The organism is Dactylosporangium fulvum (genome assembly GCF_025137375.1).
Classification (GTDB): domain Bacteria; phylum Actinomycetota; class Actinomycetes; order Mycobacteriales; family Micromonosporaceae; genus Dactylosporangium; species Dactylosporangium fulvum.
Genome location: NZ_CP073720.1, coordinates 8638849 through 8653214 on the forward strand (window position 1 = coordinate 8638849; position 14366 = coordinate 8653214).

The window sequence follows — 14366 nt, forward strand, 5'->3', positions numbered from 1 at the left end:
CCCGCCGCCGCGTCGTTTTTGTGGTACCCGGGTGGTGATTGGGCAAGATGACCATATGCAGATCCTGATCGCGGGAGCGTCCGGGTTCCTCGGCCAGCGGCTCATCCCGCACCTGCGCTCGTCCGGGCACCAGGTCACCCAGCTGGTCCGCCGACCGGCCCGCAACGCGGGTGAGGTGTGGTGGGACCCGATGGCCGGGATGGTCGACACGGCCGTGGTGTCGGCCGCCGACGCGGTGATCAACCTGGCCGGTGCCGGGGTCGGCGACAAGCGCTGGACCGCGGCGTACAAGAAGGTGCTCGTCGACAGCCGGATCGACACCACGACCACCCTGGCCAGGGCGATCGCCGCGGCCGAGCCACGCCCACGGGTGCTGCTCAACTCCTCCGCCGTCGGCTACTACGGCGACACGGGCGACCGGGCCGTCGACGAGCAGTCACCCGCGGGTGACGGGTTCCTGGCCGACCTGTGCAAGGTGTGGGAGGCCGCGACCGTGCCGGCGGAGGACGCCGGGACGCGGGTCGTCCTGCTGCGCACGGGCCTGCCGCTGGCCCGCGACGGCGGCCTGCTCAAGCCGCTGTACCTGCAGTTCAAGCTCTTCGCCGGGGGCCGGATGGGCAGCGGCCGGCAGTACCTGCCGTGGATCTCCGTCCCGGACTGGCTGGCCGCCGTGACGTATCTGCTCGACGCCGACGTGTCGGGGCCGGTGAACCTCACCGGTCCCGATCCGGTCACCAACGCCGAGTTCTCCGCCGCGCTGGCCCGGCAGCTGCACCGCCCGAACCTGTTCCCCGTGCCGGGGTTCGCGCTCCAGGCGGTGCTGGGCGAGTTCGCCGGTGAGGCGCTGGTCAGTCAGCGGGTGCTGCCGGGCGTGCTGACCCGGGAGGGCTTCCCGTTCCGGCACCGGACGATCGACGAGGCCATGGCCGTGGCGGTGAACGCCTAGTCCCGGGGATCCAGCGCAACTTCCGGGGCATGGCGGTGCCCTTCCTGACGGTTTGTGGGGAGCACCACGCCAGGTGTGAACTTCGACGCACCACTATGTCCGGAAACCACACATTCCGGCGCTGGCGTGTTGGCCGGCCTGCGGGGTTACGCTGCATTCGTGACGAGCGTTCTCGACCTTCACGTCGTCCGGGCCGGCGTCGTCGACTACGAGGTGGCCCTGGCGGAACAGCGACGGATCCATGAGGCCGTCGCCAACGGCGAAGCACCCGACACGGTGCTGCTGCTGGAGCATCCGAGCGTCTACACGGCCGGCAAGCGGACCGAGCCGGAGGACCGCCCGTTCGACGGGACGCCGGTGATCGACGTCGACCGTGGCGGGAAGATCACCTGGCACGGGCCCGGCCAGTTGGTGGGCTACCCGATCGTCAAGCTGCCCGACCCGATCGACGTGGTCGCCTACGTGCGGCGCATGGAGCAGGTGCTCATCGACGTGTGCGCCGAGCTGGGCCTGGCCACGGTGCGGGTCGAGGGGCGCAGCGGCGTCTGGGTCGCCGCGGACGAGCGCGGGCCCGACCGCAAGGTCGCCGCGATCGGCATCCGGGTCGCGCGCGGGGTGACGCTGCACGGCTTCGCCATCAACGCCGACTGCGACCTCTCGCGGTACGACATCTTCGTGCCGTGCGGCATCCGGGACGCGGGCGTGACGTCGCTCTCGGCGGAACTCGGCCGCGACGTGACGGTCGAGGAGATCCTGCCGATCGTCGAGCGGCACATCAGGAAGCTGTACTGACCCGGTAGGCGACCACCGGGATGAGCTCCGGGTCGACGTCGTCGATCCGGCCCTCGTCCGCGCACCGGAAGCCGAAGAGCCCCAGCAGCGACCGGCAGCACAGTTCCTCGTCGCCGCCGTCGCCCTCGAAGGGCAGGCGCTCACCCTCGTCCTCGCAGACGCCGGGGTCGCCGCAGCGGCTCAGCGCGCGCACCCGGGTGCCGTCGCGCCAGAGGCCGTAGCTGCACCAGCCGGCCGCGCAGTGTGCGGTGTGCAACAGCACGTTGCGGCGCTCGGAGGCCGACAGCACCACGGGGTCGAGCTCGGAGGGACGCCTGGGCGTCAGCCGCCAGCTGCAGACCAGGTCGACGGTGCCGAAACAGCCCACGTGGACCACGTCCTCGGGCGGGTCCATCGCGTCGACGAGCAGCACGTCGCCGATCTCATCCACCGTCGCACCCGGGAACAGGCGCTCGGCGAGCGCGCGGGTGGCGGGTTTGTCCAGCACCGGGCAGGCCCGCAGGACGTCGATGGGGTTGCCGTCGGCGAACGCCAGCAGCGTGTCGTTGAGCGCCACGCTTCGGTGGTTACCGATCAGCGGTATTCAGAAACCTCACGGTCCGCTCCATTCGCAGCCGGCGCGAACGTGACGTCAATCGCGTTCCCAGCACTCGGGCAACTGCGCGGCGTAGTCTTCGGGTTGTGACCGCCGTTGTTCCAGAAGGGCGCCGTCTGTTGCGCATCGAAGCGCGAAACGCGGAGACGCCGATCGAGCGCAAACCGCCGTGGATCAAGGTCTCGGCGAAGATGGGCCCTGAATACACGCACCTGCGGGGCCTCGTCCAGCGCGAGGGCCTCCACACGGTCTGCCAGGAAGCCGGCTGTCCCAACATCTACGAATGCTGGGAAGACCGCGAGGCGACGTTCCTCATCGGTGGCGACCAGTGCACCCGCCGCTGCGACTTCTGCCAGATCGACACCGGCAAGCCGGCCGAGTTCGACGCGGACGAGCCGCGCCGGGTCGCCGAGTCGGTGGCGACGATGGGGCTGAGGTATGCGACCGTGACCGGTGTCGCCCGCGACGACCTGCCCGACGGCGGCGCGTGGCTCTACGCCGAGACCGTCCGGCAGATCCACGGCCTGGTCGAGGGCTGCGGCGTCGAGCTGCTGATCCCCGACTTCAACGGCGAGCCCGCGCTGCTCGACGAGGTCTTCGCCGCCCGGCCCGAGGTGCTCGCGCACAACGTCGAGACCGTGCCGCGGATCTTCAAGCGGATCCGGCCCGCGTTCCGCTACGACCGCTCGCTCGACGTGCTGACCCAGGCCCGCGCGGCCGGCCTGGTCACCAAGTCGAACCTGATCCTCGGCATGGGCGAGGAGCGCGGCGAGGTCACGCAGGCGCTGAAGGACCTGCACGCGGCCGGTTGCGAGCTGGTGACGATCACGCAGTACCTGCGGCCGTCGCCCCGGCACCATCCGGTGGAGCGGTGGGTCAAGCCGGAGGAGTTCGTTGAGCTGCGCGAAGAGGCCGAGCAGATCGGCTTCGCCGGCGTGCTCAGCGGCCCGCTGGTCCGCTCCTCGTACCGGGCCGGCCGCCTGTACCGTCAGGCGCTGGACAGCCGGGCGCTGAAGGCTTGATGTCCTCCCACTAGACTCTTCAGGTATGGCAAAGGCCCAGGAGCCGGAGAAGGTCGGGTTCTTCACCCGCCTGAAGCAGATCGGCATGGTGTTCTCGTTCACCGCGAAGCGCGACAAGCTGTTCGTGCCCCTCGTGGTGGCGGTGGTGCTCGTGCCGCTGGTCGCGGTCGGGCTCCTCTTCGGCTTCGGCGTCATCTCCTGGATCTGGCTGCCGCTGGGCATCCTGCTGGCGCTGCTGGGCACGGTCATCGTGCTCAACCTCCGCTCGCAGAAGGCGATGATGAAGGAGGCCGAGGGCCAGCCCGGTGCGGCCGCCTCGATCATCGAGAACATGCGCGGTGACTGGCGGGTGACCCCCGCCGTGGCGTCCACCACCCAGTTCGACATGGTGCACCTGGTCATCGGGCGGCCCGGCGTGATCCTGCTCGGCGAGGGCAACCCCAGCCGGGTCCGCGGCCTGATCAACCAGGAGCGCCGCCGGCTGATCAAGGTCATCGGCAACGCCGACCTGCGCGACTACGTCATCGGCAACGACGAGGGGCAGCTGCCGCTCGCCAAGGTGCGCAGCACGCTCATCCGGCTGCCGCGCACCATCACCGGCAAGGACGTCAACTCCCTCGACAAGCGGCTCAAGGCCCTGTCGGCCCGCCCGCAGATGCCGCGGGGCGCCATGCCGAAGAACATGAAGCCGCCGAAGGGCGCGTTCAAGGCGATGCGCGGCCGCTGAGCCCGCACGGCCGCCGCTCGTTGAGCTATTGAGCGGTCGGCTCGGTCGACACCACGATCGAGCCGGCCGCTTTGTCGTGCAGGCCGCGCTGCTGCCGGTCCAGGATCAGCGCGGTGACGAGCGGAAGCAGGACGACTCCGCGCAGAAGGGCGCGTGGCACGCCGATCACGCCGCCTGTGACGATTGACACGACGCGGATCCGCATGAGTTTCATGCCGACGGTCTGCCCGAAGAATCCAAGAAACAGCGCATATTCAACGACGAGGATCCCTGGGGCGATCCACGGCTCTCGAACCGGATCCGCGATCGCACCCGCGATGAGCAGGCACAGCAGCCAGTCGATGACGAGCGCGCCGAAACGTCGCGCGAGCGGGGCCGGAGTGAGTTCCACGGAGGCCCAGACTACCCAACTGAACAGCATCGATGATCGGCTGAATCACGATCCGCGAAACACAGCGGAAACAGTCGGGACATGCCGGGGCAATCGCACGGTTCTACGGTCGCGACCAACCAGCCACCTTCACACTGAAGTGATCATCAGACTGGTTATGCCTGCGACCTGGAGGACGAGTGTTCGCCAATTCTGACGAGCTGCTGCGATACGTGAAGGACGAAGGCGTCCGCTTCGTCGACGTGCGCTTCTGTGACCTGCCGGGCGTGATGCAGCACTTCAACGTCCCGGTGGAGTCGTTCGACGAGAAGGTGTTCAGCGAGGGGCTGGCCTTCGACGGCTCGTCCATCCGTGGCTTCCAGGCGATCCACGAGTCGGACATGTTGCTGCTCCCGGACCCGACGTCGGCCTTCATCGACCCGTTCCGGATCGAGAAGACCCTCGCGCTGAACTTCTTCATCCACGACCCGTTCACCCGCGAGGCCTACTCGCGTGACCCGCGCAACGTGGCGAAGAAGGCGGAGGCCTACCTCAAGTCGAGCGGGATCGCCGACACGGCCTACTTCGGCCCCGAGGCGGAGTTCTACATCTTCGACTCGATCCGCCACGAGACCTCGGCGAACCAGGCCTACTACTACATCGACTCGATCGAGGGCTGGTGGAACTCCGGCAAGGACGAGCCGGGCGGCAACCGCGGCTACAAGACCGCCTACAAGGGCGGCTACTTCCCGGTCCCGCCGGTCGACCACTACGCCGACCTGCGTGACCAGATCGTCCAGCGGCTGCTGAGCGCGGGCTTCGAGGTCGAGCGGTCGCACCACGAGGTCGGCACCGCCGGCCAGGCCGAGATCAACTACAAGTTCTCGACGCTGCTGCACTCCGGTGACCAGCTCCAGCTGTTCAAGTACATCGTGAAGAACACCGCCTGGGCCGCCGGCAAGACGGCGACGTTCATGCCCAAGCCGCTGTTCGGCGACAACGGGTCCGGCATGCACACGCACCAGTCGCTGTGGCTGGGCGGCGAGCCGCTGTTCTACGACGAGGCCGGCTACGGCGGCCTGTCGGACACCGCCCGCTGGTACATCGGCGGTCTGCTGCACCACGCGCCGTCGCTGCTGGCCTTCACCAACCCGACGGTCAACTCGTACCGCCGCCTGGTTCCCGGCTACGAGGCCCCGGTCAACCTGGTGTACTCGCAGCGCAACCGCTCCGCCTGCACCCGTATCCCGGTGACGGGCACCAACGCGAAGGCCAAGCGCGTCGAGTTCCGCGTGCCGGACCCGTCGGCCAACGTGTACCTCGCCTTCTCGGCGATGCTCATGGCCGGCCTCGACGGCATCAAGAACAAGATCGAGCCGCCGGCGCCGATCGACAAGGACCTGTACGACCTTCCGCCGGAGGAGGTCGCCAACGTCAAGCAGGTCCCCGGCTCCCTGCCGGAGGTGCTCGACTCGCTGGAGGCCGACCACGGCTTCCTGCTCGAGGGCGGCGTCTTCACGCAGGACCTGGTGGACACCTGGATCTCGTACAAGCGCATCAACGAGGTCGACCCGGTCCGCCTGCGCCCGACCCCGCACGAGTTCGCGATGTACTACGACGTGTGACCCTGTCACAGGTCTGCGAACGGCCCGTCCCCGGTTCGGGGGCGGGCCGTTCCGCTGTGGTCGCCCCAGCCGCGTTCACCACGTCGCGTGGCGCTTGGATGCCGATCGGTTTGTGGCCGTGATCGCGGCAAGTTCGCGATCACGGGTGCGGCGGTCGGGCCTGGCTGGGCGGTGCGGCTGCGGTTCGTAGATCAAGGGAAACTTCGGGTTGCCTGGACAGCCGGATGTTTCCGATGCTCAAGGAGCCCGGGTCAGGCCAAGCGCGGAGCCCGGCTGCCCCGCACGACGCCGCTGCCCGGCACCGCCAGGGCACGGCTGGGCGCGCGGCGCGGCACCGCTTGACAGAAGGACCCGCACCGCCACGGCGCCGTCCGAGCCGGACGGCACGGCGCTGAGGTGGGGCAGGGTCAGATGGCGTTGAACACTCGCTCCGTGGACTGGCGGCCGTGGCGGGCCACTCGGAGGTACTCGTCCAGGAACTCCTGCGGCTCCATCCCCCGGCCCAGCACCCGGGCCGCGGCGGCCAGGTCGGGGCCCTGCCGCGGGAGCTGGTCGGTGGCCCGGCCGCGGACCAGGGTCAGCAGGTTGCGCACCGTCGACGCCTGGCGCCAGGCCGCCTTCAGGGCCGCCGCGTCCGCCGGGTCCACCAGGCCCGCCGCCTCGGCCGCCGACAGTGCCTCCAGCGTCCGCGGGGTGCGCAGCGCCGGCACCGCCGCGCCGTGGTGCAGCTGGAGCAGCTGCACCGTCCACTCCACATCGGCCAGGCCGCCGCGGCCCAGCTTCGTGTGGGTGGTCGGGTCGGCGCCGCGCGGGAGGCGCTCGCTGTCGACCCGGGCCTTCAGGCGGCGGATCTCCTGGATCTGGTCCCGGGTCAGGCCGCCCGCCGGGTAGCGCTTGGCGTCCGCCAACTCCAGGAACCGCGCCGCCAGGCCGGCGTCACCGGCCACGAACCGGGCCCGCAGCAGGGCCTGCGCCTCCCAGACCTTCGACCAGCGGGCGTAGTACTGCTGATAGGCGCCCAGGCTGCGCACCAGCGGGCCCTGGCGGCCCTCCGGTCGCAGGTCCGCGTCCACGCCGAGCGGCGGGTCGGGTGCCGGGCGGGCCAGCAGCCGGCGGAGCTCCTCGGCCACCGTCAGGGCCACGCCGCTGGCGGCGTCGTCGGCCATGCCGGGCGGGGCCTCGTAGACGAAAAGGACGTCGGCGTCGGAGGGATAGCTGGTCTCGTGACCGCCGAGGCGGCCCATGCCGATGATGGCGAACGGCAGCGGCGCGACCGCGGACGACGTCACGCCCAGCGTGGCGCGCAGAGTCGCGTCGATGACGGCGGACAGGGCCGTGCCGACCTCCTCCACGTCGAGGAGGCCGAGCAGGTCGGCGCAGGCGATGCGGAACAGCTCCCGCCGGCGCAGCGCACGCACCGCGTTGATCGCCGTCTCGGGATCGTCGTGCCGGTCGGCGGCCGCTGCGAAGCCCTCGGTGAGCACTTCGGCGCTGCGCGGCACGAGCTCCGTGTCGTCGGCGAGGAGCCGCAGGGCCTCAGGGTCGTGGACGAGCAGCTCGGTGACGTATCGCGACAGGGCGAGCAGGCGGGCCAGCCGGAACGCGATCGGGCCCTCGTCGCGCAGCAGCCGCAGGTACCACGGGGTGTTGCCGGCCTTCTCCGACACCTGCCGGTAGGCCAGCAGGCCGCGGTCCGGCTCGGGTGCGTCGGCGAACTCGCTGAGCAGCGCCGGCAGCAGCTGCCGCTGGATGGCCGCGGTGCGGGACACGCCGCCGGTGAGGGACTGCAGGTGGCGCAGCGCGCCGGCCGGGTCGGCGAAGCCGAGCGCGGCCAGGCGGGCACGGGCCGCGTCCGGGGTGAGCCGGAGCTGTTCGCTGGGCACGCGGGCGACGGCCTCCAGCAGCGGCCGGTAGAACAGCTTGGCGTGCAGCCGCCGCACCTCGCCGGAGTGGCGGACCCACTCGGTGCGAAACGACTCGACCGCGTCCCGGGCGGCGCTCGGGCGGTAGCCGAGGGCGTGCGCGAGCCAACGCAGGGCCGACGTGTCGTCGGGGACGGTGTGGGTGCGGCGCAGCCGTTGCAGCTGGAGGCGGTGTTCGACGACCCGGAGGAAGCGGTACGCCCGGAGCAGCGCCTCGCCGTCCGCGAGCCCGACGTACCCGCCCTCGATGAGCGCGCGCAGCCCGGCGAGTGTCGTGGGTGTCCGCAGCGACTCGTCGGCCCGGCCGTGGACGAGCTGGAGCAGTTGCACGGCGAACTCGATGTCACGCAGCCCGCCCGGGCCGCGCTTGATCTCGCGCTCGACCTCGTCCCGCGGGATGGCCTCGATGATGCGCCGCCGCATGGCACGCACCTCGTCGACGGCCTCGGGACGCTCGGCGGCCGACCAGATCAGCGGCTGGAGCGCGGCGAGCCACTCCTCGCCGAGGGTCAGGTCGCCGGCGGCCGGACGGGCCTTCAGCAGCGCCTGGAACTCCCAGGTCTTCGCCCACTTGTGGTAGTACGCGAGGTGCGAGGCGACCGTCCGCACGAGTGCGCCGCGGCTGCCCTCGGGGCGCAGGGCCGCGTCGACGGGCCAGGCGACGACACCGCAGATCTCCATCATGCGGGCGGCCAGGGCACTGCCGGCCCGCATCGCGGTCTCGGTGTCGACGCCCTCCGCCGCCGGCTCGGCGACGAACACGACGTCGACGTCGCTGACGTAGTTGAGCTCCCGGCCGCCGCACTTGCCCATCGCGATGACGGCGAGCCGGCACACCCCGGAAACGTCCTTCTCGCCCGTGGCGATGCCGAGCGCGGCCACCAGGGTCGCGTCCGCCAGTTCGGTCAGGCGCTGCATGGTGACCTCGACGTCCGCCGCGCCCGTCAGGTCGGCGGCGACGATCCGCAGCAACTCCCGCCGGTACGCACTGCGCAGCAACGGCACCGTCGACACGTCGCGGGTCGCGTAGCCGGCCGGCCGCTTGTTCTGCTCGCCCTGCAGTTCGCGCCACTCGTCAGGGTTGGCGACGAGGAGGTCGCCGAGGGTCGCGGAGACGCCGAGCACGCCGATGAGGCGGCGGCGCACCGCCTTGTCCTCGATGATCGCGGTGCGCACCTCCTCCCCCGCCGCCTCGAACAGCCGGTGCAGCTGGAACAGCGCGAGGTCGGGGTCGGCGGCGAAGTACAGGCTGTCGAGCACGGCCACGGCGTCGTCGTCGACCGGCTTGCGTGCCGCGGCGTCCCACAGGCGCAGGCCGTCGGGGCCGGTCATCGCCTCGGTGCGCGCGTTGTCGGTGAACCCGAACCGCGCGAGGTGGCTCGGCATCAGCGCGGTCCCAGCAGGGGCAGTGAGCGCTGGCCGCCCTCACCGTGCGGGGTGCGGCCGAGCGCGACGGCCGCGAACCGTTCCGCGAACGGCCGCCAGACCTCCGCGACGTCGTCCTGGGCGGCGTCGACCTGCTCCAGCATCTCGATCGGGTCGATGCCGAGGTCCGCGAGCGTCGCCACGCCGTCCATCGCCCAGGCGGCGAACATCTCGGTGTCGCACTCGATGTGGAACTGCAGGCCCCAGGCGGAGCCGCCGACCCGGAACGCCTGCACCGGATAGTGCGTGGAGGCGGCGAGCAGCACCGCGTTGACCGGCAGCTCGACGATCGTGTCGCGATGCCACTGGAGCACGTCGGGCGCGAACGGGACGGCGGCGAAGATCGGGTCGTTGTCGGCGACGTCGCGGCGGGCGACCAGTTTGACGCCGATCTCCGGCCCCTCGGTGCTCCGCTCGACCGTACCGCCGTGCGCCTGTGCGAGCAGCTGCGCGCCGAGACAGACGGCCAGCGTCGGTACCTTGTGCCGGACCGCCTTGCGCAGCAGCCCTTCGAGGGCGTCGAACCAGGGCGAGGCGCGCTCGCCGGACTCGCCGGGGAAGGCGTCCTGCTCGCCGCCCATCACCACGAGCGCGGCATAACCGTCCAGGTCGGCGGGGAGCGGGTCACCGGCGTGCGGCCGCACCACGTCGAGGGTGAGTCCGCCGCCGGTCAGCCAGTCGCCGAGCCGCCGCGCGTCGTCGGTCGGGTCGTTCTCGACGACCAGCGCCACGTTCCCCCGGGGAGTACCTTCGATCGTCACCCACCGACAATAACGACCGTGCGTCCACTCGAACCCGGTGACGTCGTCCGGCTCGTGTCGCCGTCCGGCCCGACGCGGCCCGACCGCGTGGCCCGCGGCATCGAGCTCCTGGAGGGCTGGGGTCTGCGGGTCGAACTCGGCAAGCACGTCTTCGCCGAGGCCGGTTACCTCGCCGGCAGCGACCGGGACCGGCTCGACGACCTCAACAACGCCCTCGCCGACCCCCGGGTCAGTGCCGTCGTCTGTACGCGCGGCGGCTACGGCATGCAGCGCATCGTCGACGGTGTGCGGCTCCGCGAGCCGAAACACGTCGTCGGCTTCTCCGACATCACCGCGCTCCAGCTCGCCCTGTGGCGGACCGCCCGCCTGCCGTCGATCCACGGGCCGGGGGCGGCGTGGTTCGACGACCGGCTGCCCGAGGCGTCCGCGCTGTCGCTCCGGTCCGCGCTGATGACCGCGGACGAGCTGATCGTCCGGCAGGAGACCGACGAGGCCACCATCCACGGCGAGCCGGTGCGCGGGACGCTGCTCGGCGGCAACCTCACCATGCTGGCCACCACGCTGGGCACCCCGGACATGCCCGACCTGTCCGGCGCGATCCTGCTCCTCGAGGACGTCGGCGAGGCGCCGTACCGCATCGACCGCATGCTCACACAGCTCCTGCGCGCCGGGGTGCTGGCCGGCGTGAGGGGTGTCGCCCTGGGCCAGTTCACCGGGTGCGCCGACCACCGCCCGGTCACGGCACAGGAGGTACTGCTGGAACGCCTGGCAAGCCTGGACCGGCCGGTCCTCGGCGGGCTGCCCATCGGCCACGGCTTCGGGCAGCGGACCGTGGTGGTCGGCACACCCGCGATCCTCGACACCCGGCAAGGTGTGCTGCGAAGTCGCGAGCAGCGGTACCAGGGCGACTGACGTGGCTACGGCTGACGTCCTACATGATGCCGAGGTACCGCTCGCGCTCGAACGGGGTGACGACGCGGCGGTACTCCTCCCACTCCGTGCGCTTGTTCTTCAGGAAGAAGTCGAAGACGTGCTCGCCGAGCACCTCGGCGACCAGCTCCGAGCCCGCCATGACGTCGAGCGCCTGGGAGAGGTTCTCCGGCAGCGACTCGTAGCCGGCGGCGCGCCGCTCGCCGTCGGTGAGCGCCCAGACGTCGTCCTCGGCGCCGGACGGCAGCTCGTAGCCCTGCTCGATGCCCCGCAGCCCGGCGCCCAGCATGACCGCGAACGCGAGATACGGGTTGCAGGCCGAGTCGAGCGAGCGCACCTCGACGCGGGCCGAGTTCGGCTTGCCGTAGGCGGGGACGCGGACCAGGGCGGACCGGTTGGTGTGGCCCCAGCACACATACGCCGGCGACTCGGTGATCCGGTTCGGCACCGTCTGCGGGAAGAGCCGCTTGTAGGAGTTCACCCACTGGTTGGTGATCGCCGTGTACTCCCGGGCGTGCACCAGCAGCCCCGCGATGAACGCCTGCCCGACCTTGGAGAGCTTCATCGGGTCGCTCGCGTCGTGGAACGCGTTGCGCTCGCCCTCGAACAGCGACAGATGCGTGTGCATGCCGCTGCCCGGCTGCTCGGTGAACGGCTTCGGCATGAAGGTGGCGTGCACCCCGTGTGAGAGCGCGACCTCCTTGATGACGTGCCGGAACGTCATGATGTTGTCCGCCGTGGTCAGCGCGTCCGCATACCGCAGGTCGATCTCCTGCTGGCCGGGCGCGACCTCGTGGTGGCTGAACTCGACCGAGATGCCGATCCGCTCCAGGGCCAGCACGGCCTGGCGGCGGAAGTCACGGGCGACGGCGTGCGTGGTGTGGTCGAAGTAACCGCCGGTGTCGACCGGGGTCGGCACGGAGCCCTTGTCCCCCATCGACTCGAGCAGGAAGAACTCGATCTCGGGGTGGGTGTAGAAAGTGAAGCCCTTCTCGGCGGCCCGCGACAGCGCCCGGCGCAGCACGTGGCGCGGGTCGGCCCAGGACGGGGAGCCGTCGGGCAGCGTGATGTCGCAGAACATGCGGGCACTTTCACCCGACATGCCACCCTCGAAGGGGAAGACCTGGAAGGTCGTCGGGTCGGGCATGGCGACCATGTCCGACTCGTAGACCCGGGCGAAGCCCTGGATCGCCGAGCCGTCGAAGCCGATGCCCTCCTCGAAGGCCGACTCGAGCTCGGCCGGGGCGACCGAGACGCTCTTCAGCGTGCCGAGCACGTCTGTGAACCACAGCCGGACAAAACGGATGTCCCGCTCTTCGAGCGTGCGGAGCACGAACTCCTGCTGACGATCCACGGTGGTTCCCCCACGAGCTGCGATGTCATGGCCAATCCGGGCAAGTCTCGCCCGGTGGTGTTACGCACAAGTTACCGGACCTGCCCATCCGGCCCGGCACTGGAGTGAACGTCACAGCGGCAGTGCCCGGCGGCGTGGTCCACACTTGGTACATGCCCCGGTTGCGACTCGCGCTCGCCCAGATCGACCCGACAGTAGGCGACATCGCCGGAAACGCGGCCCTGGTGCTCGGCTGGACCAGCAAGGCCGCCGGTGCCGGTGCCCACGTGGTCGCCTTCCCGGAGATGATGCTCACCGGATACCCGGTCGAGGACCTGGTGTTCCGGGAGTCGTTCGTCGCCGCCTCCAAGCGCGCCGTCGCCGAGCTGGCCGAGCGGCTGCAGGCGGACGGTCTCGGCGAGACGGTCGTCCTGGTGGGCTACCTCGACGCCGACGAGGTGGGCCCCCGCAACGCGATGGCCGTGCTGCACCGCGGCGGCCAGGTCGCCACGTACTTCAAGCACCACCTGCCCAACTACGGCGTCTTCGACGAGGACCGGTACTTCGAGCCCGGTGACACGCTGACCGTGATCCGGGTCGGCGGGATCGACATCGCGCTCACCATCTGCGAGGACCTGTGGCAGGAGGGCGGCCCGTTCGCGATCGCCGCCGCCGCGCACGTCGGGCTGGTGGTGAACATCAACGGCTCGCCGTACGAGCTGAACAAGGACGACACCCGTCTGGCCCTGGTCGCCCGCCGGGCGGCCGAGGCACAGGCGATCGTGGTGTACGTCAACACCGTCGGCGCGCAGGACGAGCTGGTCTTCGACGGCGATTCGATGGTCGTACGGCCGGACGGCTCGCTCATCGCCCGCGCCCCGCAGTTCGCCGAGCACCTGATGGTCCTCGACCTGGACCTGCCGGCCGCCGCACCGACTCCGCCCGCGGTGCCGGTAACGGAGATGCGGGTCGTCAACGTCCACATCTCGGACAGCGTCCCGTCGAGCGAGCAGCCCGCACCGCCGCCGGAGATCGCCGCCCGCATCACCGACGAGGCCGAGATCTGGCAGGCGCTCGTGCTGGGCCTGCGCGACTACGTGCGCAAGAACGGCTTCCGCAGCGTCGCCCTGGGCCTGTCGGGCGGCATCGACTCGTCGGTGGTCGCCGCGATCGCCTGCGACGCGATCGGCCCGTCCAACGTGGTCGGCGTCTCGATGCCCAGCGGCCACTCGTCGGAGCACTCCCGCGACGACGCGGCCGACCTGGCCCGGCGCACCGGCCTGGACTACCGCGTGGAGCCGATCCAGCCCATGGTCGACGGCTTCCTGGCCAACATGTCCCTGTCCGGGATCGCGGTGGAGAACCTGCAGGCGCGCGTCCGCGGCGTGATCCTCATGGCCCTGTCGAACCAGGAGGGTCACCTGGTGCTGACGACGGGCAACAAGAGCGAGCTCGCGGTCGGCTACTCGACGCTCTACGGCGACTCGGTCGGCGGCTTCAACCCGATCAAGGACGTGCCGAAGACGCTGGTCTGGCGGCTGGCGACCTGGCGCAACGAGGAGGCCGAGCGCCGCGGCGACGTGCCGCCGATCCCGGAGAACTCGATCGTGAAACCGCCGAGCGCCGAGCTGCGCCCGGGCCAGCTCGACACCGACTCGCTGCCCGACTACGCGGTGCTCGACGCGATCCTGGCCGGCTACGTCGACGGCGACCTGGGCCGCGACGACCTGGTGGCGGCGGGCCACGACCCGGTGGTGGTGGACCGCACGCTGCGGATGGTCGACTTGGCGGAGTACAAACGCCGGCAGAGCGCCCCGGGCACGAAAATCTCGATCAAGGCGTTCGGCCGCGACCGCCGCCTGCCGATCACGAACCGCTTCCGCGAGCCCTCCCACTGAGCCCCGTTCGCTCCGCCCCC

General features: G+C 70.9%; 12 protein-coding genes. 7 read left to right on the forward strand and 5 right to left on the reverse strand.

All coding sequences use genetic code 11. The features are described from left to right. Positions 1-55 precede the first annotated feature (55 nt). Together Dfulv_RS39700 and lipB are read left to right on the forward strand one after the other, a co-directional pair. Positions 56-946 (forward strand): TIGR01777 family oxidoreductase, encoded by an 891-nt coding sequence (locus Dfulv_RS39700; protein WP_259858954.1) that lies wholly within the window; start codon positions 56-58, stop codon positions 944-946. Between the two features lie 159 nt (positions 947-1105). After that, positions 1106-1738 carry a lipoyl(octanoyl) transferase LipB gene (lipB, locus tag Dfulv_RS39705; RefSeq protein ID WP_259858955.1) on the forward strand — a complete coding sequence of 211 codons (633 nt, stop codon included), beginning with the start codon at positions 1106-1108 and terminating at the stop codon, positions 1736-1738. On the opposite strand, the gene Dfulv_RS39710 is transcribed toward lipB, so the two are convergent. Next, a complete protein-coding gene (locus tag Dfulv_RS39710) occupies positions 1722-2294 on the reverse strand; it encodes a DUF6928 family protein (protein WP_259858956.1) in 573 nt (190 codons plus the stop codon). The two genes, lipB and Dfulv_RS39710, sit on opposite strands and share 17 nt — an antisense overlap. Before the next feature lie 125 nt (positions 2295-2419). Here Dfulv_RS39710 and lipA point away from each other — a divergent pair, with 125 nt between their 5' ends. Further along, positions 2420-3355: a lipoyl synthase gene (gene lipA, locus Dfulv_RS39715; RefSeq protein ID WP_259858957.1), complete on the forward strand. Its 936-nt coding sequence runs from the start codon at positions 2420-2422 to the stop codon at positions 3353-3355. A 25-nt stretch (positions 3356-3380) separates the two neighbouring features. Further along, entirely contained in the window at positions 3381-4082 is a 702-nt protein-coding gene (locus tag Dfulv_RS39720) for a DUF4191 domain-containing protein (protein WP_259858958.1), read from the forward strand. Positions 4083-4107: 25 nt separating this feature from the next. On the opposite strand, the gene Dfulv_RS39725 is transcribed toward Dfulv_RS39720, so the two are convergent. Then, the gene (locus Dfulv_RS39725) at positions 4108-4503 is read right to left on the reverse strand and encodes an RDD family protein (RefSeq protein ID WP_406567868.1); all 396 of its coding nucleotides are present in this window, start codon (positions 4501-4503) and stop codon (positions 4108-4110) included. A gap of 149 nt (positions 4504-4652) precedes the next feature. Between Dfulv_RS39725 and glnA (Dfulv_RS39730) the strand changes: the two genes are divergently transcribed. Then, positions 4653-6077 carry a type I glutamate--ammonia ligase gene (gene glnA / locus Dfulv_RS39730; protein ID WP_259858960.1) on the forward strand — a complete coding sequence of 475 codons (1425 nt, stop codon included), beginning with the start codon at positions 4653-4655 and terminating at the stop codon, positions 6075-6077. A gap of 407 nt (positions 6078-6484) precedes the next feature. Here the strand turns inward: glnA (Dfulv_RS39730) and Dfulv_RS39735 are convergent, their stop codons facing one another. Both Dfulv_RS39735 and Dfulv_RS39740 read right to left on the reverse strand, forming a co-directional pair. Further along, a complete protein-coding gene (locus tag Dfulv_RS39735; protein ID WP_259858961.1) occupies positions 6485-9385 on the reverse strand; it encodes a bifunctional [glutamine synthetase] adenylyltransferase/[glutamine synthetase]-adenylyl-L-tyrosine phosphorylase in 2901 nt (966 codons plus the stop codon). Beyond that, positions 9385-10185: a type 1 glutamine amidotransferase gene (locus Dfulv_RS39740; protein ID WP_406567869.1), complete on the reverse strand. Its 801-nt coding sequence runs from the start codon at positions 10183-10185 to the stop codon at positions 9385-9387. Before Dfulv_RS39740 ends, Dfulv_RS39735 begins: the two co-directional genes overlap by 1 nt. An 18-nt stretch (positions 10186-10203) precedes the next feature. Between Dfulv_RS39740 and Dfulv_RS39745 the strand changes: the two genes are divergently transcribed. Continuing rightward, positions 10204-11097 (forward strand): S66 peptidase family protein, encoded by an 894-nt coding sequence (locus Dfulv_RS39745; RefSeq protein ID WP_259858962.1) that lies wholly within the window; start codon positions 10204-10206, stop codon positions 11095-11097. A 19-nt stretch (positions 11098-11116) separates the two neighbouring features. Here the strand turns inward: Dfulv_RS39745 and glnA (Dfulv_RS39750) are convergent, their stop codons facing one another. Next, positions 11117-12469 (reverse strand): type I glutamate--ammonia ligase, encoded by a 1353-nt coding sequence (gene glnA, locus Dfulv_RS39750; protein WP_259858963.1) that lies wholly within the window; start codon positions 12467-12469, stop codon positions 11117-11119. A gap of 152 nt (positions 12470-12621) precedes the next feature. On the opposite strand from glnA (Dfulv_RS39750), the gene Dfulv_RS39755 reads away from it, so the two are divergent. Next, positions 12622-14346 carry an NAD+ synthase gene (locus tag Dfulv_RS39755; RefSeq protein WP_259858964.1) on the forward strand — a complete coding sequence of 575 codons (1725 nt, stop codon included), beginning with the start codon at positions 12622-12624 and terminating at the stop codon, positions 14344-14346. Positions 14347-14366: the final 20 nt, after the last annotated feature.

Coding starts and splice junctions, on each gene's coding strand:
- Dfulv_RS39700 (WP_259858954.1), top strand. CDS start 56: ATGCAGATCCTGATCGCGGGAGCGTCCGGGTTCCTCGGCCAGCGGCTC.
- Dfulv_RS39720 (WP_259858958.1), top strand. CDS start 3,381: ATGGCAAAGGCCCAGGAGCCGGAGAAGGTCGGGTTCTTCACCCGCCTG.
- Dfulv_RS39725 (WP_406567868.1), bottom strand. CDS start 4,503: ATGCTGTTCAGTTGGGTAGTCTGGGCCTCCGTGGAACTCACTCCGGCC.
- Dfulv_RS39735 (WP_259858961.1), bottom strand. CDS start 9,385: ATGCCGAGCCACCTCGCGCGGTTCGGGTTCACCGACAACGCGCGCACC.
- Dfulv_RS39755 (WP_259858964.1), top strand. CDS start 12,622: ATGCCCCGGTTGCGACTCGCGCTCGCCCAGATCGACCCGACAGTAGGC.